The organism is Caldicellulosiruptoraceae bacterium PP1 (assembly GCA_041320695.1).
In the GTDB taxonomy this organism is placed as follows: Bacteria; Bacillota; Thermoanaerobacteria; order Caldicellulosiruptorales; family Caldicellulosiruptoraceae; genus JBGGOQ01.
This window is the reverse complement of the sequence record JBGGOQ010000004.1, coordinates 119,637-143,985: the sequence shown is the minus strand read 5'-3', so window position 1 is coordinate 143,985 and position 24,349 is coordinate 119,637. Positions and strand designations below refer to the sequence as shown.

Annotated in this window: 22 protein-coding genes; 8 read left to right on the top strand and 14 right to left on the bottom strand. The window is 29.3% G+C overall.

Features of this window, described 5'->3' with window-relative positions; translation table 11 throughout:
* Window positions 1-29: 29 nt before the first annotated feature.
* A complete protein-coding gene (locus tag ACAG39_07900) occupies window positions 30-407 on the top strand; it encodes a zinc ribbon domain-containing protein (GenBank protein MEZ0537164.1) in 378 nt (125 codons plus the stop codon).
* Between the two features lie 166 nt (window positions 408-573).
* Entirely contained in the window at window positions 574-948 is a 375-nt protein-coding gene (locus tag ACAG39_07895) for a RidA family protein (GenBank protein MEZ0537163.1), read from the top strand.
* Window positions 949-1,139: 191 nt separating this feature from the next.
* Here ACAG39_07895 and ACAG39_07890 read toward each other — a convergent pair whose 3' ends face one another.
* The 3 genes from ACAG39_07890 to hydE all read right to left on the bottom strand — a co-directional run bounded on the left by ACAG39_07890 (window position 1,140) and on the right by hydE (window position 5,081).
* Complete coding sequence (locus ACAG39_07890) at window positions 1,140-3,203, bottom strand: RND family transporter (GenBank protein ID MEZ0537162.1); 2,064 nt, start codon at window positions 3,201-3,203, stop codon at window positions 1,140-1,142.
* 11 nt (window positions 3,204-3,214) lie between these two features.
* A complete protein-coding gene (locus tag ACAG39_07885) occupies window positions 3,215-3,826 on the bottom strand; it encodes a TetR/AcrR family transcriptional regulator (protein MEZ0537161.1) in 612 nt (203 codons plus the stop codon).
* A 214-nt stretch (window positions 3,827-4,040) separates the two neighbouring features.
* Window positions 4,041-5,081: a [FeFe] hydrogenase H-cluster radical SAM maturase HydE gene (hydE, locus tag ACAG39_07880; GenBank protein MEZ0537160.1), complete on the bottom strand. Its 1,041-nt coding sequence runs from the start codon at window positions 5,079-5,081 to the stop codon at window positions 4,041-4,043.
* A 240-nt stretch (window positions 5,082-5,321) separates the two neighbouring features.
* On the opposite strand from hydE, the gene ACAG39_07875 reads away from it, so the two are divergent.
* Together ACAG39_07875 and ACAG39_07870 are read left to right on the top strand one after the other, a co-directional pair.
* A complete protein-coding gene (locus ACAG39_07875) occupies window positions 5,322-7,769 on the top strand; it encodes a transglycosylase domain-containing protein (GenBank protein MEZ0537159.1) in 2,448 nt (815 codons plus the stop codon).
* A 130-nt stretch (window positions 7,770-7,899) separates the two neighbouring features.
* Window positions 7,900-10,011: a methyl-accepting chemotaxis protein gene (locus ACAG39_07870; GenBank protein ID MEZ0537158.1), complete on the top strand. Its 2,112-nt coding sequence runs from the start codon at window positions 7,900-7,902 to the stop codon at window positions 10,009-10,011.
* A 33-nt stretch (window positions 10,012-10,044) separates the two neighbouring features.
* Here ACAG39_07870 and ACAG39_07865 read toward each other — a convergent pair whose 3' ends face one another.
* Window positions 10,045-13,044, bottom strand: coding sequence for an EAL domain-containing protein (locus tag ACAG39_07865; GenBank protein MEZ0537157.1), 3,000 nt, complete (start codon window positions 13,042-13,044; stop codon window positions 10,045-10,047).
* 196 nt (window positions 13,045-13,240) lie between these two features.
* Here ACAG39_07865 and ACAG39_07860 point away from each other — a divergent pair, with 196 nt between their 5' ends.
* Complete coding sequence (locus tag ACAG39_07860; protein MEZ0537156.1) at window positions 13,241-13,783, top strand: biotin transporter BioY; 543 nt, start codon at window positions 13,241-13,243, stop codon at window positions 13,781-13,783.
* On the opposite strand, the gene ACAG39_07855 is transcribed toward ACAG39_07860, so the two are convergent.
* The 5 genes from ACAG39_07855 to ACAG39_07835 are packed head-to-tail and all read right to left on the bottom strand — an operon-like array spanning window position 13,731 to window position 17,205.
* Window positions 13,731-15,935 (bottom strand): ATP-dependent RecD-like DNA helicase, encoded by a 2,205-nt coding sequence (locus ACAG39_07855; GenBank protein ID MEZ0537155.1) that lies wholly within the window; start codon window positions 15,933-15,935, stop codon window positions 13,731-13,733. The genes ACAG39_07860 and ACAG39_07855 overlap by 53 nt on opposite strands.
* A gap of 37 nt (window positions 15,936-15,972) precedes the next feature.
* Window positions 15,973-16,482: a hypothetical protein gene (locus ACAG39_07850; GenBank protein ID MEZ0537154.1), complete on the bottom strand. Its 510-nt coding sequence runs from the start codon at window positions 16,480-16,482 to the stop codon at window positions 15,973-15,975.
* A gap of 59 nt (window positions 16,483-16,541) precedes the next feature.
* Window positions 16,542-16,685 carry a YvrJ family protein gene (locus ACAG39_07845; GenBank protein ID MEZ0537153.1) on the bottom strand — a complete coding sequence of 48 codons (144 nt, stop codon included), beginning with the start codon at window positions 16,683-16,685 and terminating at the stop codon, window positions 16,542-16,544.
* 54 nt (window positions 16,686-16,739) lie between these two features.
* Window positions 16,740-16,958, bottom strand: a complete 219-nt coding sequence (locus tag ACAG39_07840) for a DUF2922 domain-containing protein (protein MEZ0537152.1) — start codon at window positions 16,956-16,958, stop codon at window positions 16,740-16,742.
* Between the two features lie 37 nt (window positions 16,959-16,995).
* Window positions 16,996-17,205, bottom strand: a complete 210-nt coding sequence (locus ACAG39_07835) for a DUF1659 domain-containing protein (protein MEZ0537151.1) — start codon at window positions 17,203-17,205, stop codon at window positions 16,996-16,998.
* Between the two features lie 208 nt (window positions 17,206-17,413).
* Between ACAG39_07835 and spoVAC the strand changes: the two genes are divergently transcribed.
* The 3 genes from spoVAC to spoVAE are packed head-to-tail and all read left to right on the top strand — an operon-like array spanning window position 17,414 to window position 19,274.
* On the top strand, window positions 17,414-17,866 hold the full coding sequence (gene spoVAC / locus ACAG39_07830) for a stage V sporulation protein AC (GenBank protein MEZ0537150.1): 453 nt from the start codon (window positions 17,414-17,416) through the stop codon (window positions 17,864-17,866).
* A 12-nt stretch (window positions 17,867-17,878) separates the two neighbouring features.
* Window positions 17,879-18,892 carry a stage V sporulation protein AD gene (locus tag ACAG39_07825; protein ID MEZ0537149.1) on the top strand — a complete coding sequence of 338 codons (1,014 nt, stop codon included), beginning with the start codon at window positions 17,879-17,881 and terminating at the stop codon, window positions 18,890-18,892.
* 22 nt (window positions 18,893-18,914) lie between these two features.
* A complete protein-coding gene (spoVAE, locus tag ACAG39_07820) occupies window positions 18,915-19,274 on the top strand; it encodes a stage V sporulation protein AE (GenBank protein MEZ0537148.1) in 360 nt (119 codons plus the stop codon).
* Between the two features lie 2 nt (window positions 19,275-19,276).
* Here spoVAE and ACAG39_07815 read toward each other — a convergent pair whose 3' ends face one another.
* The 5 genes from ACAG39_07815 to ACAG39_07795 form a co-directional block, all read right to left on the bottom strand.
* Window positions 19,277-20,008: a hypothetical protein gene (locus ACAG39_07815; GenBank protein ID MEZ0537147.1), complete on the bottom strand. Its 732-nt coding sequence runs from the start codon at window positions 20,006-20,008 to the stop codon at window positions 19,277-19,279.
* A gap of 14 nt (window positions 20,009-20,022) precedes the next feature.
* Window positions 20,023-21,330, bottom strand: a complete 1,308-nt coding sequence (locus ACAG39_07810; protein ID MEZ0537146.1) for a hypothetical protein — start codon at window positions 21,328-21,330, stop codon at window positions 20,023-20,025.
* A gap of 18 nt (window positions 21,331-21,348) precedes the next feature.
* Window positions 21,349-21,846, bottom strand: a complete 498-nt coding sequence (locus tag ACAG39_07805; GenBank protein MEZ0537145.1) for a hypothetical protein — start codon at window positions 21,844-21,846, stop codon at window positions 21,349-21,351.
* Between the two features lie 91 nt (window positions 21,847-21,937).
* The gene (locus tag ACAG39_07800; protein MEZ0537144.1) at window positions 21,938-23,623 is read right to left on the bottom strand and encodes an ATP-binding protein; all 1,686 of its coding nucleotides are present in this window, start codon (window positions 23,621-23,623) and stop codon (window positions 21,938-21,940) included.
* Window positions 23,624-23,652: 29 nt separating this feature from the next.
* Window positions 23,653-24,342 carry a response regulator gene (locus ACAG39_07795; GenBank protein MEZ0537143.1) on the bottom strand — a complete coding sequence of 230 codons (690 nt, stop codon included), beginning with the start codon at window positions 24,340-24,342 and terminating at the stop codon, window positions 23,653-23,655.
* Between the last annotated feature and the right edge of the window lie 7 nt (window positions 24,343-24,349).

The following is a 24,349-nucleotide window of genomic DNA, read 5'->3' as shown; positions in this document are numbered from 1 at the left end:
TGCATATTCTAGAAAAAGGAGAATAAATCATGTTTTTTATTGGTATCTTTGGGGTTGAAAATAAGAGTAAAAAGATAAAAAATATAAATCTTAATGTTTGTCCTTTTTGTTCTCGAGAGGCAAATTACGAATTATTTGAAGATTTCTCTTACTTTCACATATTTTTTATACCTGTATTTAAATGGGGAACAAAATATATTCTAAAAACAAACTGTTGCAACAGAATTTATGCTTTAAACCCTGATGTTGCAAAAAGGATTAAAAATAATGAAGATGCATATATTAATTTATCTGATGTTCAATTAATTGGTGAATATGAAACCAGCCAGATTGAATTTTGTCCAAATTGTAAGAATAAAGTTTCAAAAACCTTTTTATACTGCCCTTATTGCGGAACTAGGTTATAACAATATGTTAATTGATTGTATTGATATATTATTCAAAATAGTCATAACTTTTTCATTTTGTTTATTAAAATAGTTGACTTGTTACTAAAAAAGTTGTAAAAAAAATATAATTAAACTACTTGATTAAAAAAGTTATTTCCTATTATTAAAGGAGTGATACCTTATAATGAAACAGTGCATTATATCAAATGATGCCCCAAAGCCTGTAGGCCCATATTCGCACGCTGTTATGATAAATAATATGCTATTTTTGTCAGGGCAATTACCTATTAATCCTCAAAGTGGTAAGATAGAGGGAGATACTATTGAAGAGCAAACAAGGCTTGTTTTGAATAATATTAAAGCAATTTTAGAATCTGCAAATCTAACTCTTGATGATGTTGTGAAAGTAAATGTATATATTTCAGACTTATCTTTGTTTGCTAAATTCAATGAGGTATATAGTGAGTATTTCAAAAGTAATTACCCAGCAAGAACCACAATCGGCTGCCAACTTCTCCCGGGTGTAATGGTTGAAATTGATGCAGTAGCTGGAAGATAAATTGCATATTGTATATAAAATAATGCTAATAAAAAATATAATTTTATTTTTTATATGGTGCGATATAGAGGTAGATATATACTAAATAATGACAACATGCGTAACAAAAGAGGGTGTTAAATAATGACTTGCCTCCTAATAACTTAAGGAGAGCATAAAATATTATTCAATACACCCTCTTTTTTTAAAACCTATTGCTTACTGAGTCCAATTGTTGTGTTCTTAATAACTTTTTCACTTACTATAAGAAGTGCAGGAAGTATGGTAAGTATAACAATCATGCTTATTATTGCACCTCTGGAAAGCATGAGGCAGATATTCTTTACCATGTCCATCTTACTAATTAGTGCTATTGCAAATGTTGCCAAGAAAAATCCTAAAGCACTTGTAAGAATTGACCTACCTGAAGATTTTATAGCATTTTTAACAGCATCATATTTATTTAATCCTTCTTTTATATTTTCTTCAAATCTTGATGTCAAAAGTATAGCATAGTCAACTGTTGAACCAAGTTGAATTGCTCCCATTATTATATATCCAATAAAAGGTACTTCAAGCTTTGTAAAAAATGATATTGCAAAGTTTATAAGTATTGCAAATTCTATGCAACCAACAAGTAAGACTGGTATAGAAATAGATTTAAAAGCAATTAGTATTATTATAAATATTGCTAATACAGACAGTACATCAACATTTTTTAAGTCAACAGATGTAACCTTCATTATATCTCTTGTTAAAACTCCTTCACCAGTTAAAATTGCATCTTTGTCATATCTTTTAGCTATCCTTTCAATACTCAAAAGCTCCTTTTGACCCTCTTGTGACGTTGATCTATTTTTCGAAGCAATCATAATCAGTTTATACCCTTGATTTTGAAAGTTTCTTTTAATAGCTTCAGGGAGAAAGCTCTCTGGAATACTCGGACCTATAAATTTCTCTATTGCAAAAATATTGGTGATTCCGTTTATTTTTTCTATTTCATTTATCATTGAAGCTATATTCTTATATCCTATCTTATCACTTACAACAACGGTATGTAGTGTAGCTATATCAAAGTTCTCTTCCATTTTTTCGGTAGCAATATATGAAGGTGCATTACTTGGAAGTGCCTTTAGCAAATCATAATAAACACCCACATTATTTCTTCCGTATAATGCTGGTAAAAATAGAATAACTAAAATAACAACAAAAGCTTTATAATTTTTTACAACAAATTGTGATATTTTTGTGAATTTAGGAAGTAAAGATACTGTCTTAAACCTTTCAGTAAGTTTATCTAAAATTAGAATAAGCGAAGGAAGTATTGTTATAGTAGTAAATATGCTTATAAATACACCTTTTGCCAACACAATACCAAGGTCTCTTCCAATTCCAAACTTCATAATTACAAGTGCCAAAAATCCTGCCACAGTTGTTAGTGCAGAACTTAATACAGCTGTTGCTGTTTTTGAGATTGCTTCTGCCATAGCATTTAATTTATTATCTGTTTTTAGTTTTTCTTCTTTGTATCTATTGAAAAGAAATATAGAATAGTCTAATGTAACTCCAAGCTGTAAAACTGCTGCTAATGATTTTGTGATATACGATATATCCCCTAATAAATAGTTGGTCCCCAAATTATACAAAATAGCAAATCCAATATTTGTAAGTATTATTAAAGGGACAAAGAATGAATCCATTGTTAAAGTAAGAAGTATTATAACCAATACAACAGCAACAAATGTATAAATAGGAACATCTTTTAAAGAAAGTTCATTTATATCCTTTGAAATAGCAGCAGATCCACTCAAATATCCTTTTTTGTCAATCAATTCTTTTATCCTGTCTATTGCCTTTTGAGTTGATGCATCAGATGATGAACCTTTAAATTTTATAAAAAGCATGGTAGAGTTTTTATTGAAAAAAATCTTTTTAATATCATTTGGTAAAAAGCTATCTGGAAATGTTGTGTCTAAAATACTATCTACCCATAGTACACTTTCTACACCATCAACTTTTTGAATTTTATCCTTGAGCAACTTAACATTTTTATTTGGCATGTTCTCTATTATAAGCATTGATAATGTTCCTTGAGAAAACTTTTCATCTAAAATCTTTTGTCCTTTAATTGAGTCAAGATTAGAAGGAAGATATGTTGTCAAATCATACTTTACTTTAGTATTTTGCATACCATAAAGAGATGGAAGGAGTAATAGCACTGCCAATACAATTACAGGAATTCTTAGCTTTACAATAATAATACCAACTTGTTTCATACAAACACCTCTTATTCAAATATTTTTCTTATCATTTTTAAGAGGACTGGTTTTACCACTTTAATGTTATCTGGCTCACCTTTTATAATGCTATTGTATGACATTGTTCCTATTAGTTCAAAAATCATAAAAATAATTTTTTCTAGCTCATCATTTGTAAATTTTGTATTCTGCATATTTTTCATAAACAAATCCTTTGTTTTTCTAATACTTTCAAATTGTTCTCCTTCAGATAATACCTTTTTATAAAATCCCCACGATAAATTTTTATTTATCAAGTTAAAGATATATTTATGTTTATTTAAATATTCAATTATATAGTCAATAAAAAATAGCATCCCATCAATGAAACTTGAATATCTATTTTTAAGTGTTTCTTCAAGAGCTAATTTTGTCACCTCTGCACTTTTAATTAGAATTAGCTTTTCTACAATCTCTTCTTTATCCCTGAAGTAAATATAAAATGTTCCTTTCGCAACTCCTGCTTTTTTTACAATTTCATCAACTGACGTCTTGTCAACCCCTTTTTCAAGGAATAGGTTATACGCTGATTCAAGCAGTTTGTTTTCTTTATCTATCTTTTTTTGAGCTAACTTTTCTGAAATCCTTTTATGTCTTATCATTTATTCCACCTTCATGTATACTTTTATGACTACCAGTCATATTTATATTATATGATAGTGAGTTTTGTAAATCAACAAAAAGAGCTTACTAATTACATATTATATTTTTCTTTCAGCTTATAATATACCAAATAGTTAAATGTGAAAACAAAAAAATATGAGGGTGACAATTCTCTCTTGTGACACCCTCACAATATGCGAATATTAGTTCATTTCATTTTTTGTGACGGCTATGGCCGTAGCCTTGCCCTACCCTTCTTCCTTGTGATTTAATTATATTTTCGACACATCCTCTGCAATGAGAAGCATCTTCATTAATGCATATCTTTCCAGGATAAAGTTGATATTTTTCTTTGTATTCAATACTGTTTACATTTGGCATTATAATATTTGCACCACATCTTAATGCTTTTTGTCTTCCTTGTGGGTCTAATGTTCCAAGTGCAGTTGTTGCCGGTATATTTGTGTCTGGCATCAGAAGCCTCAATACTGCTATACATCTTAATGTTAGCTCTGTGGAACCATTTGGAAAATCCTTTAGTGGAGTATCAGGATTTGATATAAATGGACCAATACCTATCATATCAGCATCAAGTTGTTTAACAAGAAGAATATCATTAGCTAAGTCCTCAATTGTTTGTTCAGGAAGCCCTACTAAAAATCCTGTTCCAAGCTCATATCCAAGTTTTTTCAATATTTTTAAACAACTTATTCTGTTTTCAAAGCTCATATTAGGATGTAATTTTTGATAAAGTATTTTATTAGATGTTTCAAATCTCATTAAGTATCTATCAGCACCAGCTTCTTTAAGTATTTTATACTCCCATTCTTCTCTTTCACCAATACTTAGCGTTATAGCAACATCACATTTTTCTTTTATTCCTTTTATGATATCAGCTAAGTCTTCAGCCTTATAGTAGAAATCATCACCTGATTGTAATACTATGGTTCTATAACCAACATTATATGCTGACTCTGCTCTTTCTATTATTTCTGCCTTTGACATTCTATATCTCTGTGCATTTCTATTTGATTTTCTAAGTCCACAATAGTAGCAGTCATTTTTACAATAGCTTGAAAATTCTATAAGTCCTCTTAAAAAAACCTCATCTCCAACATATTCTTCTCTTACTTTATCAGCATACTGATAGAGAAGATGAACATTTTGGTCATCAGTTGTTAGAAGAGTTACAACCTCATCTATATTTAAATTATGAGTTTCATAAGCTTTCTTTAAAATATTTTCAAGTTGCATATTTATTTTCTCCTTTTAATATTTTAATAGTATTCATATCAATTTGGTTGGTATTATTTATTATATCATAAAAAAACATAATAGAGAATGGTTTCATCAAGTAATAGAATAATATTAATATTAAAGTTGAGCAATATTTTTATTAATTTCTTAATCAATAATAAGTTTCTAAATATAATATTTAATATGTTTGTTTATGTTATAATATTATAGATAACCTGATTTTGTGGAGGTTTTATTATGCCAAAAAATAAAAAAACTAAAATGAAAACTAATAATTCTAATTTAAAGTCATATACAAGAAGCTTTTTTATAAGTCTTGCAATTTTGCTTATTGTTTCAATAGTAGTATTAGCTGGTATTGGTTTTGGAGTTATAACAGCCTATATAAATGCTATACCTAATGATGCACTTGATAAAATTGTAGACAGTTCACTCCTTAATCAAACAACAACTATATATGATTCAGAAGGCAAAGAGGTTGCAAAACTACATGGAGCAGAAAACAGGATAAAGGTTCCTTATTCGAAGATGCCTAAAAATCTTATAAATGCCTTTGTTTCAATAGAAGATGAACGATTTTGGGAGCATAATGGTATAGATTTAAAAAGGATTTTTGGTGCTATTTTTAAGAATATAAAGAATAAAAGTCTTTCAGAAGGTGCAAGCACAATAACACAGCAGCTTGTTAGAAATAAGCTTCTTACTTTTGAGAAATCTTTCAAAAGGAAGATACAAGAACAATACCTTGCTATTCAGCTTGAAAAAAGGCTATCTAAGGAACAAATTCTCGAAGAATATCTAAACACAATAAATCTCGGTCATTCTGCCTATGGTGTTCAAGCAGCCGCTTATACTTATTTCGGTAAAGATGTATCTGAACTTAATCTTGCAGAATGTGCGTTAATTGCAGGTATTACACAAAATCCATCTTACTTCGATCCGTATGTGTTTTTTGATCATGCAAAGGAAAAGCAGGAGATAGTTCTTAAAAAAATGCTTGATTTAGGATATATAAATGAACAAGAATACTTAGAAGCAAAAGATTATAAGCTAACACTTGTACAAAAGGATTATAGAGCAAATTCCAATTATAATCATCAATATTATGTTGACTCTGTGATAGATGAGGCAGTGAATATTTTAGTTGAAAAAAAAGGTATTACAAAATCTGAAGCAGAAGATCTTATATATAGTAGTGGGCTTAAGATATATACTGCTATGGATGAAAAAGTTCAACAAAATATGGAAGATGTTTTTAGTTCAAAAGAATATATGCCTCCTGTTAGGTTTATTGATAAAAATGGATTATCACAACCTCAAGCAGCAGCAGTAATGATAGATGTTAAAACAGGAGCTGTTGTAGGTATTATGGGAGGACGTTCAGATATAAAAGGATCTAGGCTTTTTAACAGGGCAACAATGTCAATAAGACAACCAGGGTCATCTATAAAGCCTATTGCTGATTATGCACTTGCACTTGAAAATGGCTATACTGCTGCATCTATCATAGATGATGTTCCTTTTACCATTGGAGGCTATAGTCCAAAAAACTGGTACAAGAGTAAAGTGGTACCAGGCAAAAGAGGCTACAAAGGTTTTTTGACAGTAAGAGAAGCTTTGCAATGGTCTGCAAATGTTCCTGCAGTTAAAATAGCTTATAACTTAGGAGTGGAAAATGTTTATAGAAATTTAAAGCGTTTTGGTTTTACTACTTTGTCAAATTCTGATCAACATAGTTTATCAATTGCAATAGGTGGTTTCACATACGGTGTCAAACCTATTGAATTAACTGCTGCATTTTCAGCTGTTGCTAATAGAGGTATATATACAAAGCCTTATTTTATTGAAAAAATAGAAGATAAAAATGGCGTAACAATTTATGAACTTAAAAAAACATCTCGTAATGTAATGGATGAAAGGAACGCTTATATTCTCACTGATATTTTAAGTAGCGTTGTAAAAGCCGGGATTACTGTTTCATATAAATTTAAATATCCTGTTGCAGGCAAAACTGGAACAACTGATGATAGTAAAGATAGATGGTTTGTTGGATTTACACCAAAATATTCCCTTGGTGTTTGGGTAGGAGAAGACCACCCAAGGGCTTTAACTTACCTTACTGGTGTTAATCCTGCATTAAAGATATTTAAAGGCATTATGGATAAATCAATGGATGGGGTTATAACTGAAGGATTTACTAAGCCATCTGGAATTGTTGAAAAATATATCTGTTTAGATTCAGGAAAATTAGCAACAGAACTATGTAAAAAAGACCCAAGAGGAAACCGTGTTGTAAAAGAGATTTTTGTTGCTGGAACAGAACCTACAGAATACTGTGATGTACATGTTACAGCCACGATTTGTACCGAAAGTAAGGCTTTGGCAAATGAGTTTTGCCCACAAACAATTACTAAGGTATTTATTCAAAGAGCCAATCCAATTTGGCCTGATAAGGAAGGCAAAGTTGTGCCTCCTGATGATTACATGTATCAACTTCCTAAAAATACATGTACTATCCATACTGCACCAAGTACACAAACCCAAGAAAATACTACAACAAACCAAACTTACCAAACTGATACAAGCAATCAATCTATAAGCTCTAATAACAATCAATCGCAGGACCAAAATTATGATTCTTCTGTTATTGAGCAAGACACAACCTCTAATAACACATATAGATAATTATTTTTAGATTTTTGTATATTTTTACACAAAAAAATATCTTTTTTTTATCTTTTTATTGTTTATATGAGTATGATAAGTTATAATTTAATTAATACTTTTAGACTTTTTTGAAGGTGGGGTTTATTTTATGAAATTTAAGATTCCTAATATCGACGTAAAGCTGTTTATATCACCTTTCACAAAAAAAGGGCTTTCTCGAAAGTTAGCTTTACTTATGCTTGGCGTAATTTTAGTTCCTATATTAATTATTGGTTTTACATCTGTTACAACATCATATAATACAATTATTAGTAAAAGTAAAGAAAGTTATTTATCTACAACACATTCTTCAGGAATGTATTTTGATTTGATTTTTAAAAATATCGAAAATTCGACAATGCAGCTTATGTCTAACAACACATTAATGAAATATTACTCTGAAACATCTATTTTAGATGACTTTGATAAACTTCAGGCAAGGCAAGATGCTGAAAAAATGGTAACAAATGTTATGACTACAACAGATTTAATATCAGGTATTTACATATTGACAACACCAGAAACATCAATAATATATCCTACTTCTTCTGTGACAGGAATATATGATTTTAAAAAGTTAACCGAGTCAACATGGTATAAGAAAATCCAATCAACTGTAGGCGGTATTACTTGGCTTAATGATCATAAAGAGAATTTAGATACTATTGCTGAAAAAAATGGCTATACTATTGAGCCATATGCAGTAGTTGCTGCAAGGCCATTTAAGGATATAAGGATAAACTCAACAATTGGTGTTATTATGTTTGACATTAGTGAACAAAAATTGAAAGAAACATTACAAATGATTAAGCTATCTACACATGGATTTTTCTTTTTGTTAACTCCTGATAATAAAGTTATTTCGCCTGACAATATAAATGTGAAGCTTGATATAAATTCACCTTATGTAAGTGCAGTTACTAATAAAATAAGTGAAGGTAAACTTGATGGAACTACAGAATACATTGGAGGTAAAAATTCTGCACTAATATGTTATTTTAAATCCCCAGGTACAAAATGGACATATGTAGGTGTTGTCCCATTTACAGATTTATTGTCATCAGCTAATGGTTTACGAACATTGATTATTTTAATAGCAGTTATATTTACATTAACAGCATTAATTATTGGTATTTATTTTGCTTCAAAATTAGCATTTGATGTAGAAAAGGCAACAGAAGTCTTATCTCATGCTGCAAGTGGAGATTTAACTGTGACCTCAAATGTAAAAAGAAATGATGAGATAGGTGTCTTAAGTAACAGCTTTAATACCATGGCTGAACAGATAAGAACAATTATTAAAAAAGGTGTGGATTTATCAAATCAAGTAACACAAGCAATTGCTAATGTTGCTGCAATTGCGAGTGAAACATCAACTGCATCAAATGAAGTTGCAAGAGCAATACAAGAAATTGCTGAAGGATCTTCTAATCAAGCTCAAGAAGCTAACAAAATAACCGAAAGGGTTTCTAACTTTGGTAATAAAATTAATAATGTTGTAAAAGCTTCAACTGATATGGAAAAGCTTTCTGAAAATGTTGATAAATATACCAAAAACGGTTTTGTTCTTGTTGATGACCTAAATAAAAAGTCTGAAGAAACTAATAAAGTTACTTCGGTTATGCTTTCAAGCATAAAAGATCTTACAACATACACAAAATCAATTGGTAAAATTACTACACTGCTTAGCAATATATCAGAACAAACAAAACTTCTTGCTTTAAATGCATCAATTGAGGCTGCAAAAGCTGGAGATGCGGGAAGAGGATTCTCTGTAGTTGCCGCAGAGATACGAAAGCTTGCCGATCAGTCGAGAAATTCAACTAAAGATATAGAAGATATGCTTAGAAAAATAACAACACAAGTTCAAAATACTGAGGTTGCTGCAACAAATGTTGATACAATCATCAAAGAGCAAATTACATCAGTGCAAGATGTTTCAAAAGCATTTAATAAAATATCAAGTGCAATGAATGCTCTTACATTAAAGATAGCTGATATAAATAATTCAATACAAGAAATTGATAATGATAAGAATGAAATAATATATAGTATAGAAAGTATTTCAGCTATTTCAGAAGAAACTGCAGCATCATCAGAAGAGGTATCTGCTTCAACACAAGAACAGCTTGCAGCTATTGAGGAATTAAATTCTATGGCTGAAAAGCTTCATGCATTAGCACAAGATCTTGAAAAATCTATGGAGATATTCAAAGTATAAAAGGTGAGGTTTTAGGCCTCACCTTTATTATTTTTATATTTCTATCTTGCCTTTCAAGAGCAGTTTTTCAATTTCATTAGCAGGAAGAGGTTTGCTAAATAAATAGCCTTGTCCATAATCACAGTTTAGCTCTTTTAAAAAGTTATACTGGAATCGGCTTTCTATTCCTTCTGAAACTACTTTAAGTCCTAACTTATGAGCAAGATAAACAATTACTTCAACAATTGTTCTGCTTTCTTTATCATATTCAAGCCCTGATGTAAATGATCTATCTATCTTTATTCTATTTATGTTAAGCTTATTTATGTAGTTTAAAGATGAATAACCTGTCCCAAAGTCATCAATAGCAATACTTATCCCTTTTTCGAAAAGAGTTTTTATCATTTTTGATGAGTATTCAATATCTCCCATTGCTATTGATTCTGTAATTTCAATCTCAAAATCTTCAAATCTTATATTACTTGAACTTATATTATCTATAATCTTTGTTATCAAGTCTTTTTGCATAAATTGTTTTGCAGATATATTTACAGATAATTTTATATTATTTATTCCTTTTTGATTCCAAATACTTAGTTGCTTAAGTGATTTTTTTATTATGGTCTCACCAATGTAAATAATTAAACCTGTTTCTTCGGCAATAGGAATAAATTCACTTGGTGCAATAATCCCTCTATCAGGATTTATCCACCTAACTAAAGCTTCAACACCTGATATATTGAGTGTCTTTATATCAACAATGGGTTGATAAAACATCTCAAATTCATCATTTTCGATTGCAAGACGTAGCCTTTTTTCAAGATCTATTTTATAAAGGCTATTTGTCATCATATATGGCATATAAATTTGATAGTGTTGTCTACCTTTTTCTTTGGCATAATGCATTGCAATATCAACATTCCTTAAAATCTCTTGATGTGAGTTCCCATCATCTGGTATAATACATACGCCAATACTCACAGATGTAAATATACTTATATCATCAATAGTCCATGTTGTATTCATCTCTTTTAAGATGCTGTCACATATATTATGAATTTCATCTTTTGATTTTATATCATTAATTAATACAGCAAATTCGTCACCACTAAACCTTGCAACAAATCCATTAAAGCTATTTACTATTTTAAGCAGCTTCTGACTTGCAAATATTAAAAACCTATCACCTATAGAGTGTCCATATACATCATTTATATTTTTAAAGTTATCAATATCAACCAATAATACTATACTAAACATGCCTTCTTTATAGTTATCTAAAGCTGCCACTAATTGTTCCTCAAAGCTTAATCTGTTTGGTAATAATGTCAAGACATCAAAGTAAGCAAGCCTTCTTAACTTTTCTTCATATTCCTTCTTTTTTGTAATATCAGTATAAATTCCAATAATTTTTTGATTGTTACCGTTTACATCCTTAATTACCTTAGCCTTAAAGTTTAGCCATCTTATTTGGTTATCAGCATTAAAGCGAACTTCGTCTTCACAATAGTCAATTACATTGTTAACCAAGTCATTAAATTTCTTGTTTACCTTTTCAATATCTTCGTGGATAACATAATGAGTCCAAAATTTAACATCATCATTTTGATTACTTAAGTATTCTATTTTTTCATCATCTAATTTAACAAAAGATGATAGTTTATTGTTAATAAGGTCAATCTCAAATAGTCCATCATTCATATTTTCCACTATAAATTTATATCTTTCTTCACTATTTTTAATAAGCTTTGTCTGTTCTTCTATTGTTTTAAGCTTTTCTTCAAGTTCAGAATTTATTTCTTCGAGCTGCATTTGTGATTCTTTTAATGCAGATATATCAATACCAATTGCAACTAATACATCTTTATTTAGTACTGGGTCAAATATAACCTTATTATTCCATAATATGCTTATTCTTCTTCCATTTTTTTCAATAATATCATTCTCATGATTGTTGTATACATTAAAAGAAAATACATTTCTAAAGAAATTATTCATATAATTCTTGTTTTCATCTGGTATAAAAATGTCTATCCATTTTTTTCCTACTACCTGTTCCTTTGAATAACCCGTTATAAATTCTGCAAATTTATTAAATGACAAAATTAAACCGTCTTTATCAAGAATAATTATTAAAACATTAGAATTTTCAAATATTGCTTGTAAAAAACCTTGTTCAACCGAAAGTTTTTTTCTAAGCACATTTATATCAAAACGCAATAAAACTATCAAAAGCAAAGTAAAAATAACAATAAAAAATGAAATTATTAATATTTTTTTTAATAAATTATTAACATAATATGGTGAGTTTTCATAGAAATATTTCTGATAAATTGTTTCATATAACCCCTTATCCTTTAAAAAATCTATCCTACCATTTACATAATTTAAAAGTTCAGTATCTCCTTTTCTAATTCCATATGCAAAATTAGATGAAAAAAGATTGCCTTGCTGTAGTTTTATTTTATCTGAAAGGTTATTTTGAGCAGAAAAATAATTAACCACTTCTTGAGCTTCGACTATTGCATCAACTTTATTGCTAATAAGTGCATCTACAACTTCTTCAGAGTCATCATATTCTTTTAATGCATAAATACTAAGTTTATTCTTTAAATACTCTTCAATAAACGAATCTTTTAAAACACCAACTTTATATTTATAAAGATTATTTTTATTTACATTATCCATGAAATCTTTTCTTGTAAATATCCCAACATGTGCCTTATAAACAGGTTGTGAGAAATCAATGTATTTTTTTCTCTCATTAGTTTCAGCTATAATTCCGCAAATATCTATCTCTCCATTTTTAATTCTTTTGTAAACTCGTGTCCAGTTATCATAAGAATATTTAACATTAAATACATCATTTTCAAAAATAAGCATTGAAAGATCATTTGAAAAACCATAAATCTTCCCATCAACAACATATTTCAGTGGTGGATAATTTATTGCCTCTTGATATTTTATTTCTCTATGTCTGGCGAAAGAAAAACTAAAAATGGAAATTATATATAACAAAAGAATAAACGAACTAATTTTCTTTATTAAACCCATAAGGACCTCTCTGCAAATATTTAATAATTTTATTTTATCATCTTTTTATTTTGTCGTAAATTGTAGAAATTCGTTTAATATTTGTAATTATTTTTGTTTATACTTCATCATATTTGAATTATCTTAATAAAAAATTTGATTTTTAATTTGTAAACCTATATAATATTATTAAGTTTACAATAGGAGGTAATTTTCTATGGTTAATAGTAAAACTTTTAAAATTGTATTATCTGGGTTGATGATTGCTGTTACAGCCATATGTGCTCAAATATCTATACCATTTGGAGCTGTGCCTTTTACTTTACAGATATTTGCTATCTTTTTAACAGCCAGCATCCTTCCTCCCGTATATGCATTTTTAAGCCTTTTGGGCTATGTTTTATTAGGCCTATTTGGTGTTCCTGTTTTTGCAGGGCTAAAAGGTGGAGCATCTGTTGTTTTTGGTGCAACTGGTGGATACATTTTAACATTCCCAATAGCAGCTTTTTTATCAAGCTATCTAATTCACAAAAATTATTTTAAAAATGCAATAATAAATTTAGCTATACCAATGATTTTAGGGCTTTTGTTAATTTATATTGATGGATTTTTATATCTTTCTTATGCCGCACATATGAGCTTAAAAAAGGCATTTATGGTTGGAGTTGCTCCTTTTATAATTTTTGATTTAATAAAAATAGGCTTGGTTATATTTGTTCACCAAGCCTTAAAAGTTCGTAAAGTCCTGAATAACGCATAGCCTCTTTTTGATTATTTATCATATATTTTAAGGCTAATTTTGTTCCAACCAATACAACCATTTCTTTTGCCCTTGTAACTGCTGTATATAAAAGGTTTCTTGTCATAAGAATTGGATATGTTTTGTATATTGGCATTACTATACATCTAAATTCACTCCCCTGTGATTTGTGAACTGTCATTGAATATGATAGTTCCAAATCATCAAGGAGTGATAGGTCATACTCCACAACCTTTTCATCATCAAAAATAATTTTCATATATCCTTCATCCTTATTAATCTCATTAATAAAACCAATGTCACCATTGAATATACCACTTCCATTTTTGTTTAGGTCATTGTTTGTAATTGCTGTATACTCAATAGAATAATTATTTTTAATCTGCATTACCTTATCATTTAGCCTAAATACATTTTCTTTAAAAACTACCTCTTTTGTTTTATTTGTTTTAGGATTTAATCTTTCTTGTAAAAGCTTATTTAAATGATGCATACCAGCTAAGCCCTTTCTTGATGGGCACAATACTTGGATATCTACAACAGGATTTGCATTAAGATATTTAGGTAGCCTCTGACAAACAAGTTCTATAATTGTTTCTGTAATCTCTTTCTCAGTATTTCTCTCAAGAAAATAAAAATCACTATTTGGCTTTAAAACTGGCATTTCTCCATTATTTATCTTGTGTGCATTTAATACAATGAGGCTTTTTTCGCTTTGTCTATATATCTCAGTAAGCTTTACATATGGTATAACACCACTTTTAATTAGATCTTTTAAGACATTTCCTGCCCCTACTGGTGGAAGTTGATCTGCATCTCCTACCATTATAACCTTAGCATTGTCTTTGAGTGCCAAAAGTAAAAAGTACATAATAGAAACATCTGCCATACTTATCTCATCAATAATAACTACATCACATTGCAATGGATTATATGGCCCTCTTCCAAAAGCAACATTTGAATCTGAAACAACCATTTCAAGAAGTCTATGGATGGTTTTTGCCTCTTTGTTGCTTTGCATACTCATCCTTTTTGCTGCTCGTCCAGTTGGAGCACATAAAAAGACCGTCTTATTGTTTTTTTCTAATATTTCAATAATACACTTAATAATTGTTGTTTTTCCAGTACCAGGACCTCCTGTTATAACACAAACACCTTCATTTAAAGCCATTTCTATTGCCTTTTTCTGGTTGCTTGAAAAATAGATATTATTATCCTTTTCAAACTCTAAAATATTCTTTTGTATATCGTTTATTTGGCTGAAATTTTCTTTAAGTCTTAAAAGTTTTTTTGCAATATAATTTTCATATTCAAAAAAATTATAAAGGTAAATCCTACTTGATCCTTCAATTAAGACCTTTTTAACCCTTTTATTTTCCTGCATATTTTCAATCACTAATTTAATTTCTTCTTCATCTACATCAAGGTCTCTTGAAACAATGCTTAGTAAGTTATCCAAAACTAAATTTGTATGGCCTTCTATATTAGCAGCTTGGTTTAATATATATAGAATTTTTGCTGATATCCTTCTTGGGTCATTCTTCTCAATTCCTTTATCAATAGCAATCTTATCAACCTTTTTAAAATCTAAGTCATTAAAAACATCAAGTAAAAAATAAGGATTATCATTTAATAAGCCTATTGCAGAAAATCCATATATCTTAAAAAGCCTCATAGCATAGTTTTGATTAAGCCCATATCTTGAAAATGTCTCCATTATCTCTTTTAAGAATTTCTGAAATGCATACATTCTTTTTATATTTTCAACCTTTGCTTTTGTAATGCCTTTTATCTCTAATAGTCTTTCTGGTTCTTCTTGAAGTATTCTTAATGTATCATCTCCAAATGTATTTATTACCTTTTTGGCCAACTTCTTGCCTATTCCTTTAATTGCACCTGATGATAAATACAAAAAAAGCTCATCCCTGCTCTCAGGAAGAAGCTTTTCAATATATGAAACTTTTAATTGATGCCCATACTGTGGGTGAACAAAAAAATCACCGTAGATGCTGATCTTTTCACCAATATTTAAGTCAAATACTGTTCCAACAGCAGTATAAACATCTTCATCACATATAACTTCAAATACTGTATAGCCATTATCATTATTTTTATATATAATGTCGCTTACCATTCCTTTTATATTCTGCATTATAAACCCTACTTATTCTCATTTGATATATTATATATTACATTAATTTAAACAAGTTCTCAAGTTCACTTTCTTCTTTAACAGTGCAAATACCTTTTTGCCATATACCTTGAAAATAGTCCGTCAAAATAGTCCCAACCAGAAGCCTTTTTCTAAAATACCTTTCAGTTCCAATTGATTTAATTTCACAACCACATTTTAATAATATTTTAAATCCTTCTTCATCAGAATTTATTTTATAGACTTGTGATAGATTTACATATCCTGAAGTTGGATCACATTTAAGTAATGGGATTCTAACTTTATATGGAATAAATGTTGCATCAGGCAAAACAATAGGTAATAAGTTTTTTTGACCAATTTTGGATTGCATTATTTTCCTTAAGGCTACAACATCTATTGCATATATAGAATAAAGATTCTTTATAAATGTTTTTATACTGCACTTATATATCTTTTTCTCACCTGATAAAAAAAAGACCTCTGTGCAATCTCCTTCTTGGGTGTATTTAGGTACAAAATAAACAATATCTACAGGTATTTTCATTGTTACCACCTTTTATCCTTTTTATATTATTTTATCGAACAAATTTTCGTATGTCAATGCTATAATTTTTCTTTTATCATTTCTGATAGTCTATCAATACTCTGGCTTAAAGCCTCTATCTTTGTTTCAAATCGAGTCAAAAGATATATACACAGAACAATTGGAAAACCAATATTAGCAACTGATGTTATTAAATCTTGCATATTCATCCATCCTTTTTTAAAGTTAGCTCCCGGCACAATACCGGGAGCTTAAAATTAATTTGCTGTCAACAGCTCAGATACATTTCTGTCAACAATCCTAGCATTATCAATTGCAACAATATCCCCATTTGAAGATGCAAATATGTTTTTTTGGATTATCAATGTCATAGCTTGATTAATCTCATTTTGTGTTATGTTTTCTTTAGGTTCAGGGATTGATATTCTAAAACTTTTCCCATTTTGTGTTCTAAATGTAAGCACTAATGTTTTCAATTTTTTCACCTCCTCTCATTTTATAATAGGTCATTAATTAGTTAACCTCATATGTTTGTGTTTTATAAATGCCAATTAGGTTTTTTGATTGAAGATTTGATAATGCCGAACCTATTGCAAGTATGTCCTCATCAGTGCTATTTGGTTTAATATCAAAAGACAATGTTCTCACTCTTGCCCTTCCTGTTGATGTCAACCCGTTTTCAAGCTTTATAATAAGTTCTCCACCTTTTAATACTGATGCCATTTGCCTCACCTCCTTTCAATAAATATTTTAATGGCATATAGAACAATAAACAAAAATATAGCAAATATATGTTTGTATAATATGATCTTCTTTTATTAAAGAAATAGCAGTTATTTTAAATCAAATTGCTGTTTTATTGAATAAAAAAAATATTTTTTTTAATAATACTTTTAGTAAGGGATATCAAAATCAATAAGAAGGGGTATGTATGAAAGAAAAAAATGAGGAAATTGCAAGATACCATGAATTGGTGAAAAGGCATGAGCCAAGAAGTAATACTTTGCTCAATTGTACAAAGGCTTTCATTGTAGGTGGAATTATTTGCTGCATTGGGCAAGGCTTTTTCAATCTTTATTTAAAGTTTTTTTCAGAATCAGAGGCATCAACTCTCACATCAATAACTATGATTTTTTGGGGTGCCTTCTTAACAGGGATTGGTGTATATGATAGAATTGGCAAATTTGCAGGTGCCGGTAGTATTGTTCCAATAACTGGTTTTGCAAACTCAATTGTTTCGCCTGCTGTTGAGTTTAAGAAAGAGGGATATATATTTGGTGTTGGTGCAAAGATGTTTCTGATTGCTGGGCCTGTTCTAGTTTATGGAATTACAAGTTCAATAATCATAGGACTTATTTATTTTTTGATAAAACTTAAAGCATGAGGTGAAGGCAACTTGAAAAAGGTAGGTTTAAATACTTTTGTATTTGAAAGCCCTCCTGTAATGGAAGATTGCTTTACAATTGTAGGCAAGAAAGAAGGAGAAGGACCTTTAGGGATTTTTTTCGACAAGATTATAGTAGATGAATACGTAGGGGCAAAGAGTTGGGAATTAGCAGAGAGCAAATTATTATCGCTTGCAATAGATGAGCTAATTAAAAAGATTCAAATAGCAAAAGAGGAGATTGAAATAATAGTTGGAGGAGACCTTTTAAATCAGCTTACGGCAAGCCATTTTGCATTTCGTGATTTAGATAATCCCTTTATTGGAGTGTATGGTGCTTGTTCTACATTTGCTTTATCAACAGGTTTAGTTGCTATGTTTGTTGAATCATCATCAATAAGATATGCAATATCAGCAACATCATCACACTTTTGTTCAGCTGAAAAGCAATTTAGATATCCACTTGAGTTTGGAAATCAAAGGACCCTTACATCTCAATGGACAGTTACTGGTGCTGCTGCTTTTTTGCTTAAACCAAATGATGGCTCAAAAAAGCCAAAAATAACCTCATATACTGTTGGAAAAATAATGGACTTTGGAATTAAGGACGCAAACAACATGGGAGCAGCTATGGCTCCTGCTGCTGCATTTACTATTTCTCAACATTTAAGCGATATGAAACGAGATTTAAACTATTATGATCTTGTGTTAACAGGTGATCTTGGATATGTTGGTAGGGATCTTTTGATTGAATTACTAAAAGAAAAGGAAATAAAAAATGCAGAAAACCTACTTGATTGTGGAATACTTATATTTGACCCTATAAAACAAGATACGCACGCAGGTGGAAGTGGTTGTGCTGCATCTGCTTGTGTATTTGGAGGGTATATTTACAAACTGATGATAGAAGGGACATTTAAAAGAATACTAATAGCGCCAACAGGTGCATTGCTCTCTCCTACAACTGTCCAGCTTGGTGAAAGCATACCTGTTATCTCTCATGCCATTTCTGTTGAGATTGATTGATTTTGCAAAAGAGGTGATGATTTTGTTTAAAGGCTTTATAAATGCTTTTATAGTAGGTGGATTAATTTGCGTAATAGCACAAATACTTATTGATAGAACCAAGCTTTCTTCAGGTAGAATACTTGTTATATTTGTGACAATGGGAGCAATACTTCAAGCTTTTGGAATATACCAAAAGCTTGTTGATATTGGCAAAGCTGGTGCGACAGTCCCTTTACCTGGTTTTGGATATCTATTAGCAAAGGGAGTTATTGAAGAAGTAGATAAACATGGATTTGTGGGTATTTTTACGGGTGGTGTTACAAAAACAGCTGGGGGAATTGCGGCTGCTGTGTTTTTTGGATATGTTATCTCTTTAATCTTCAATCCCAAGTCAAAATGATTTTATTCTAACCAACCACTGAAGGCATTTATATAGAATACCTGATTATCAGCAATAATTCTCCAAACAGGTAATGCCTCCCCTTTTATTATATTTAAATCCTTTTGATAATAACCAAACTTAATATCTTGAATTGTTTTGATATTTTTAGATTGATTTAATAAGTTAAATATTGCCTCTGTGGATGAAATTGTTCTTTTTTTATCTAATTCAAAAGTCAAAGGCTTTATCTTTGAAAATGTTATTTGGACCCCATTATCTTTTTTGGATACTATCATTTTCCCATCAAACAGAAATATACCTTTATATATCTGAATATACTGGTTTAAAATTGGATCTTTGTAGTAGTTATTTTGGTTAATTTCTAATAGTTCAAAAGGATTTATGTCATAGGTTGAGGTCAAATGCAAAACTCCGTTTTCAATTTTTATATAATACAAACTACTTTGATATTCATTTTTGTATTTATCAATTCTATTACCAAAAAGCTTTTTTATAATGTCTTGAAAACTACTTTCAACCATAACATTGAGTTTTGATACAGAATATATTTCATTTGGAATTTTACATTTTATAGCAATTCCATTTTTATTTAAAATTGCAATAGCTTTTTTAATTTGTGTATCTGGTATTATGGATGTCATTGGTATTTGGCTGTAAAGCCTAAATACCAAGTAAATGTTAATTATCAAAAATGCAATAATAGCAATTGTTTTTACCTTTGACCAATTCATAATTCATCAGCCCTTTAATTATTTATAGCATCTATATATATAACCCCATTTTTAGTTTTTATCTCCCATAAAGGATAGCTGTTTAAATTATTTGATAGAATATATTTTAAATCAATTCTGTGCATATAAATGTTCCCATTAGTTTCTTTTAGTTTGTCAATGGCTGATACTCCATCAATATCAATATATGTTCTTCTACCCTTTTCAATATCCAATAAAATCCCTTCAATCTTTGTTAGATATCCATCATTAAGAACAATCCTTACAAATTCTTTATTACTGAACACCTCAGCATCAATACCATCAATTTTTAGATTCATGATTATCTCTGTTTCGTTATTAAATTGATAAATGCTATTTATATAAACTTCATCGCCAAAATAAAAATTTGCAAGATAAAATAAAATTGCTTTCCTTATGTCCATCTTGTTTTCTGGTAGTTTATCTAATATTGTAAATTGATAACTTCCATCCCTTTTTAATACAAGTTCTTTTCTTTCGTCTGTAATTATAGAGTTTCCAGAGCTATCTATTGAAGTTCTTGTAAAGAGTGTGTCTCCAAAAAGTCTTTTTATTAATATATTTTTCTTACTTTCACTTGCCTTTACCTTTACTTCATATAGCCTAAGATTGCTAAGCTTTATTGGTATTAAAGCATCTTCTGGAGCTAAATCGCTCCAACCTAAGCTTGATGCGTATGAAAATATATTAGAGTTTTGACTATCAATCTTATCCATAATGTCAGCAATCCAGCTTGCACCATCATTTATAGAAATAACTACTGCCTTTTGTATTGTTGAATTCATAAAACAAATTTTTAAACTGCCATCCGACTTGTATATGTAAACCTTATCAAAGAAAAATGGCATCATATTTTTAAATATATCCTTATTAAATAATGTTTGACTGAACAAATGAATGTTTAAGAAATATGAATATTCAAAATTAATATATTTTTGTGCATCGTCTTTTTTAAAGTCAGCATAATAATCATCAATTTTATAGTTATTAGTAAGTATATTTCTTTTTATTTCATCAATAAAACCATTTATAATACTTTTATATAAATCATCATTTGAAAAAACAACCTTCAAAAGTGACTTATTTTCTATATAAATTACCTTTCTAGGATTTATAGTAGTAATTATTGATATATCTGTTAAATTTTTATTATCATCTTGGTTTAAAAATGATGTCGAAATAAACCCAAAATAACTCTCTATTGGATTTTGAAAAAAAACTATCATATATAAATAAATGCTGAGTATAATTAAGATACCCAGCACTATTGATTTTATATTCTCAATTATAGACTTTCTCATAATTAAAACCCTCTAAAATTATTTATTATTGAAAATGTTTAATATATTATCAATAATCTTACCCATAGCTTTTTTTAAATCACTCTGTTTGCTCTTTTCTATTAATTTAGTCTTAAATATAACTATTTGAACTTTATTATCTATCTTGCCAACTATTAAAATAAAATTATCTCCTTTATTAAGTTCAATTGTTTTTGCAAATAGATTACTATTGCCAACTATCAATTTTTCAGATAAATCATTAGTTGTAAACCCTTTTGGTTTTTCATTGTTGTAAATTGATATTTCACAACCTTCAATAGATTTGCCAGAGATTAAAATTTGTTGTGTATCAGTAGAGTAAACAATGTCAGAAGTTATATCAAACAAATCATTTGAATTACTCTTAATTTCTTGATTATCTATTTTAACACTATTAAGATATTTTACTCTATTTTCTGACTTATCATTTGAAGCATAAGTTACTACAGTTGTTAATAAAATTATTATAAATAGTAAAAATGATAATCTTTTCATATCTGCACAACCTCATTTAAACTTATATAATGCCTACCTTAATTATAACTTTTTAATATTACGACAATGTTACAAAGTAATTAAATAATATTTACATTTGCTTTTTTGTCGGCAAACAAATATAAAAGGTTGTGCCTTCTCCTATTGAACTCTCTACTTTAATATTACCATTATGTTTTTTTACAATCTCATAAGCTATAGAAAGACCAAGCCCTGAACCACCAAGCTCTCTTGAACGAGCTTTATCAACCCTGTAAAATCTATCAAATATCTTTGGAAGGTCATCTTGCGGTATCCCAGGACCATTATCTTTTACAATAACGCACGCAAGTTCACCTTCATCCTTTATACTTACCTCTATTCTTCCACCTTCTTGAATATACTTTATAGCATTTGAAACAATATTTGTAACAACTTGTTCAATTTTATCTCTGTCTACATTACATACAATATCAATAATATCATTTGAAATTATTTCTTGATTTTTCTTTTGTGCATGAAGCCTTAGCTTATCACATACAGATAAAACTATATCTTTCAATGATACATCTTCAAACTTAAACATATTTTCACCAGCATCAATTTTCGAAAGGTACAAAAGATCTGATACCAGTCTTGTCATTCTATCACATTCGTTTATAACAACACCTAAAAATTGATTTTTTATCTCATTATCATCTACCGATAATAATGTCTCTGAATAGCTTTTTATTGTAGTAATAGGTGTTCTTAACTCATGTGAAACATTAGCAACAAACTCTTTTCTCATCTTATCTAAATTGAATTGTTCTGTGATATCATGAAGGATGTAAATCTTCCCTTCTTTGCCTTCTGAGTCAACAAATGGTGTATAATTTACATCAAGAATCTTATTATTTATTTCAACAATATTATCTTGATTGCTTTTTAACATATCTATAAATTCATCTAAAGGCTTTTCAATATATATTCTCGCTGTTTTATTTATATGTACAATATCACCTTTAGATCCTATCGCTATAAGACCGTCATTCATATTCTCAAGTATCTTTTCCATTTTTTCTTTTTCTGTTCTAAGGCTCAATATGTTTTCTTTGAGGTTTTTTGTCATTTCATTAAATGCTATGGCAAGCTTTCCAATTTCATCCTCTGATAAAACATTAATGTTTTGTTCAAAATCACCTTTTGAAATCTGAATTGCCTTTTTTGTAAGCAATTTTATTGGAGTTGAAAGTGTTCTTGCAAAAAGAAAACCTAAAATCATAGCAACAAATAAAGTTATAATATGTGCTGTTATTAATATATTCTTTATATCCTCTATTGTCTTTGATACATTTTGTGTAGACATTTCTATATAAAGGGTTCTAAATATTCCATCATCATCAGATACAGGATAGCATAAAATAAGCTTTTGTTTTGATGTATCTACAACTGATGTTCTAATACCGGATAGTGCATTTAGTATATAGTCGGATGGAAAATAGGTTGTATCCATCCTTGGAAAAGATGCTACAACCTTACCTTGAACATCTGTTATTATAAGCTTATCAACATTAAATCCATAAGGGCTTTCTTTTATTGTGTTATCTGCTATCTCTTGTATTTTATCACTTGATAAATTCCTATTTTGAAGAACCTTAACAATGGATGATGTGATATTATATTCTATTCTTTTTTTAAGCTCATCAAAATAATAATTTCTTACCCTGTCAATTATAAAAAAGTCTGAAACAAACATTACAACTAAAACAAGCAGTGCAAAAACAATTATAAGCCTGCTTTCTATACTTTTTGTCATAAAATCATTACTCCCTTTTAAGGATACTATCATAGTTCTGTTGTAAAGTAATATCCTATTCCTCTTTTTGTCAAGATATATTTAGGTTCAGAAGGATTATCTTCTATCTTTTCTCTAAGCCTTCGAACAGTTACATCAACAGTCCTGACGTCACCAAAATATTCATAATCCCATACCTTTTCTAAAAGATTTTCTCTTGTAAATACCTGCCCTCTTTGTTGCATTAAAAATTTTAAAAGCTCATATTCTCTTACAGTTAATTCAATTATTTTCTCTCCTTTTTTAACTTCAAATGTTTCTGGATTTAATGTAAGTTCTCCAGCACGCATTATTTTTTCTGAGCTACCTTGTGTTGTTATTCTTCTTAAGTTAGCCCTAATTCGTGCAATAAGTTCTCTTACTCCAAAAGGCTTTGTAATATAATCATCTGCCCCAAGTTCAAGCCCCAAAACCTTATCAACTTCTTCTGCCCTTGCAGTTATCATAATTATTGGAACCTCTGAAAATTCCCTTACCTTTCGAACAATTGTGAATCCGTCCATTTTGGGAAGCATAACATCCAAAAGAACAAGGTCAAAATTTTCTGATTTTATTTTATTAAAAGCCTCTTCTCCATCATGAGCTGATGAAACCTTGTATCCTTCTCTTTCAAGATTAAACTTTATAATATCAACAATTGGCTTTTCATCATCAACTACAAGTATATGCCCTTTGCTCATCTTTTCA

Bases quoted from the DNA above. Each gene is read 5' to 3' on its own strand.
- ACAG39_07900 (MEZ0537164.1), top strand. From the start codon at position 30: ATGTTTTTTATTGGTATCTTTGGGGTTGAAAATAAGAGTAAAAAGATA.
- ACAG39_07895 (MEZ0537163.1), top strand. From the start codon at position 574: ATGAAACAGTGCATTATATCAAATGATGCCCCAAAGCCTGTAGGCCCA.
- ACAG39_07890 (MEZ0537162.1), bottom strand. From the start codon at position 3,203: ATGAAACAAGTTGGTATTATTATTGTAAAGCTAAGAATTCCTGTAATT.
- ACAG39_07885 (MEZ0537161.1), bottom strand. From the start codon at position 3,826: ATGATAAGACATAAAAGGATTTCAGAAAAGTTAGCTCAAAAAAAGATA.
- hydE (MEZ0537160.1), bottom strand. From the start codon at position 5,081: ATGCAACTTGAAAATATTTTAAAGAAAGCTTATGAAACTCATAATTTA.
- ACAG39_07875 (MEZ0537159.1), top strand. From the start codon at position 5,322: ATGCCAAAAAATAAAAAAACTAAAATGAAAACTAATAATTCTAATTTA.
- ACAG39_07870 (MEZ0537158.1), top strand. From the start codon at position 7,900: ATGAAATTTAAGATTCCTAATATCGACGTAAAGCTGTTTATATCACCT.
- ACAG39_07865 (MEZ0537157.1), bottom strand. From the start codon at position 13,044: ATGGGTTTAATAAAGAAAATTAGTTCGTTTATTCTTTTGTTATATATA.
- ACAG39_07860 (MEZ0537156.1), top strand. From the start codon at position 13,241: ATGGTTAATAGTAAAACTTTTAAAATTGTATTATCTGGGTTGATGATT.
- ACAG39_07855 (MEZ0537155.1), bottom strand. From the start codon at position 15,935: ATGCAGAATATAAAAGGAATGGTAAGCGACATTATATATAAAAATAAT.
- ACAG39_07850 (MEZ0537154.1), bottom strand. From the start codon at position 16,482: ATGAAAATACCTGTAGATATTGTTTATTTTGTACCTAAATACACCCAA.
- ACAG39_07845 (MEZ0537153.1), bottom strand. From the start codon at position 16,685: ATGCAAGATTTAATAACATCAGTTGCTAATATTGGTTTTCCAATTGTT.
- ACAG39_07835 (MEZ0537151.1), bottom strand. From the start codon at position 17,205: ATGGCATCAGTATTAAAAGGTGGAGAACTTATTATAAAGCTTGAAAAC.
- spoVAC (MEZ0537150.1), top strand. From the start codon at position 17,414: ATGAAAGAAAAAAATGAGGAAATTGCAAGATACCATGAATTGGTGAAA.
- ACAG39_07815 (MEZ0537147.1), bottom strand. From the start codon at position 20,008: ATGAATTGGTCAAAGGTAAAAACAATTGCTATTATTGCATTTTTGATA.
- ACAG39_07810 (MEZ0537146.1), bottom strand. From the start codon at position 21,330: ATGAGAAAGTCTATAATTGAGAATATAAAATCAATAGTGCTGGGTATC.
- ACAG39_07805 (MEZ0537145.1), bottom strand. From the start codon at position 21,846: ATGAAAAGATTATCATTTTTACTATTTATAATAATTTTATTAACAACT.
- ACAG39_07800 (MEZ0537144.1), bottom strand. From the start codon at position 23,623: ATGACAAAAAGTATAGAAAGCAGGCTTATAATTGTTTTTGCACTGCTT.
- ACAG39_07795 (MEZ0537143.1), bottom strand. From the start codon at position 24,342: ATGAGCAAAGGGCATATACTTGTAGTTGATGATGAAAAGCCAATTGTT.